This is a genomic window from Actinoplanes sp. ATCC 53533, from assembly GCF_003947245.1.
In genome coordinates, this window is the sequence record NZ_QHHV01000385.1 from 1 (window position 1) to 2,688 (window position 2,688).

2 protein-coding genes and 1 pseudogene are annotated in these 2,688 nt (G+C 63.2%); 2 read left to right on the plus strand and 1 reads right to left on the minus strand.

Annotation, left to right across the window (positions count from 1 at the left end; translation table 11 throughout):
- Positions 1–812, plus strand: a pseudogene (locus tag DMB66_RS57855) (transposase family protein); the annotation flags it as partial.
- 354 nt (positions 813–1,166) lie between these two features.
- On the plus strand, positions 1,167–1,688 hold the full coding sequence (locus tag DMB66_RS66395; protein WP_370321450.1) for a Pycsar system effector family protein: 522 nt from the start codon (positions 1,167–1,169) through the stop codon (positions 1,686–1,688).
- An 82-nt stretch (positions 1,689–1,770) separates the two neighbouring features.
- On the opposite strand, the gene DMB66_RS57860 is transcribed toward DMB66_RS66395, so the two are convergent.
- Positions 1,771–2,553, minus strand: a complete 783-nt coding sequence (locus DMB66_RS57860) for a tyrosine-type recombinase/integrase (protein ID WP_199753266.1) — start codon at positions 2,551–2,553, stop codon at positions 1,771–1,773.
- Positions 2,554–2,688 lie beyond the last annotated feature (135 nt).

The following is a 2,688-nucleotide window of genomic DNA, read 5'->3' on the forward strand; positions in this document are numbered from 1 at the left end:
TACACCGCCAGCCTGCCCGTATCCGAGGACACCGTAGTGTTCGTGTCCGCTCTGCTGCACGCTGAACGTCGTCGTCTCGGGACCAGGGCCGGAACCCGTTCGCTGGGCTGTTACCGCCAGGCGATCCTGGTCCTACGCTGGCTGCTCGACGGCACCCGGATCACCCAGTTGGCCATCGACAACGAGGTCAGCCGTTCGACCGGGTACGCCTATCTGCACGAAGGCCTCAGCGTGATCGCCGACCAGGCACCCGGCCTGTCATCGGTCCTGCTCGCCGCGAAAATGGCCGGCTACGCGCACGTCAACATCGACGGCACGCTGATCGAGACCGACCGGTCCCGCACCCCGGGCCCAACTCCCGGCGTCGATCTCTGGTGGTCAGGAAAGCACGCCAACCATGGCGGAAATGTCCAGGTCATCACCGCTCCGGACGGCTGGCCGCTCTGGACCTCACCCGTGCGTCCCGGCCGCGAACACGACACCACCGCCCTGCGCCACCACACCGAGATCCTGCCGTTGCTGGCCACGTGGACAGACGACGATCTACGCGTGCTCGGAGACCTGGGCTACGAAGGCGAACAAGCCACCATCACCGTCGCGTTCAAGAAGCCGAAAAACCGGTCCTGCACCACCATTGAGCAGCAGTTCAACCGAGCCCACAACGCGGTCCGCGCCATCGGCGAACGCGGGAACTCCCTGCTCAAGACCACGTTCAAAGCCCTACGAAACGTCAGTCTCTGCCCTGGACCATCAGCCGGATCACCGCCGCGGCCCTTGTGATCCTGCACATCGAACATGGCCGGACCACCTAAAACCCGTCACCCAACGTCAACGGCCGTTACTCGGAAAGCCTCACTGTTCGGCTGTGTTGCCCTGTTCGAGCCCGGAAGATGCCGTCTGTCGGCCGCTCTCCATTAGGCGATCTTTCTGCCATGATCGCATTCAGGCGGTCGGCTGCCCCGGTGGCGTTGATCCAATGGTAGAGGCGCGCAAGAAAATGCCAGACGATGTGGCGGAACACACGTCGGAAATCCTCCACGCTGGTGATGGCGGACACAGCGTGACGTTCAGGGGAGCCTCAGACTAGTTTCACGCGTCGATCGTAGCGTTTCCTGTATAGATCCATATTAGGAGCACAGGTGCGCAGACCTTCAGCCCCCATGACAATGGCCAGAGTAAGTAATCCCACCGCAGAGCACCGACACTCTGATGATGCCTGGAAGGCGCTAGCCTCAGTCGTAGACTTGATCAAGAATGTGGAGACTAAGGCGGCAGTTACGCTTGCTTCATCGACAGCGATAATCGGACTGCTCCTCAATATCGCCAAAGGACAGTCGTTCGAGCAGCCCTCCCTTGCCCTGCCCCTCTGTGTTAGTGCAGCCAGTTCGGTTGCAGCCGGAATCTCTGCGGCAATGACGCTGTGGCCGCGACTTTACACGCAAGACTGCGTCAGAAGCGAGCTTTTCTTCGGCCACATTGATCAAAAGTTTGGGACGCCTCGAGAGTTTGTAGACCAAGCGTGTGCGCTCTTGGGCGACAAAGACCGGCTGGCCCGAGAGGTGATAGGGCAATTCTGGTCCATCTCCTGTATAGCACGGCGGAAATATAGGTGGAGCAAGATTGCACTTGCCTTCGCCTTGGTTGCACTTGCAAATCTCGCGATTGCTGCAACAGTCGTTTCTCTGTAGGCGAGTGAAATGGCTCTTCGAACTTGGCGACGATCTCGCTGTGAAGGAGCGCACTCTCATCGGCAAAGCCGCGCGTGGACCGCTATGTTCCGGAGGCCATGTAGGCGGCGAGGATGTAGTTGGGATGGCGGTCGAGGGTCTTGCGGGCGCGGTCGTAGCGCATGGTGGTGCGCGGGTCGGCGTGGCGGGCGGCGATCTGCACGTCGCGGAGGCTGACGCCGGCGTCGAGCATGGTGGTCACGAACGTATGCCGCAGCATGTGCGGGTGCATCCTCGGCATCCGGATCCCGGCGGTGTCGGCCAGCAGTTTGAGTCGGCGGGTGGCGGCGTGCCGGTCCATCCGGGCGCCGAGGGTGTTGCGCAGGAGCGGACCGCCGTCGCGTCCTGAGACTGCGTGGTCGATGGCGCGGGCGACCGCGGGTGGTAGCGGGACGAGGACGACTTTGCTGCCCTTGCCGCGTACCCGCAGGACGCGGTGGCCGTGTTCCTCGCCCAGGTCACTGATGCTGGCGCCGCAGGCTTCGAGGATCCGCAGCCCAAGTAGGCCGAGCATCGTGATCAGGGCGAAGTCGTTCGGGTTCGCCGACAGGCGCGCGGTGGTGATCAGTGCTTCGAACTGCAGATGGCCCAACCCGAGGGTGGGTGATTCAGGTGGCACGAGCGGCCGGCGGACGTAGTCGGCCGGTGAGTGTGGCAGGGCCTGGTCGATGACGCAGACGCGGTAGAAGCCGATCACGACCGACAGCCGGCGGGAGACTGTCGAGGGCTGGTAGCAGCGCACATCCTGCAGCCAGCGCACGTACCGCTCGATGTCGACCCGCCTGGCCGTGAGCGGATTGAGTTCCTGGTCGGCGCACCAGGTCAAGAAGATTCGCAGGTCCGACTCGGTGTGCTGCCGTGTTGCGCCGCGGTAGCGGCCGAGGTAGGCGGAGACCGCCGTCTGGAGCGCGGCACTATTTGGAGGACACCGCGGCGGGACCGAGGGCAGAGTAGGTAGTCA

What these genes read in the sequence shown, in the direction of transcription:
- DMB66_RS66395 (WP_370321450.1), top strand. Translation starts at nt 1,167, where the DNA reads ATGGCCAGAGTAAGTAATCCCACCGCAGAGCACCGACACTCTGATGAT.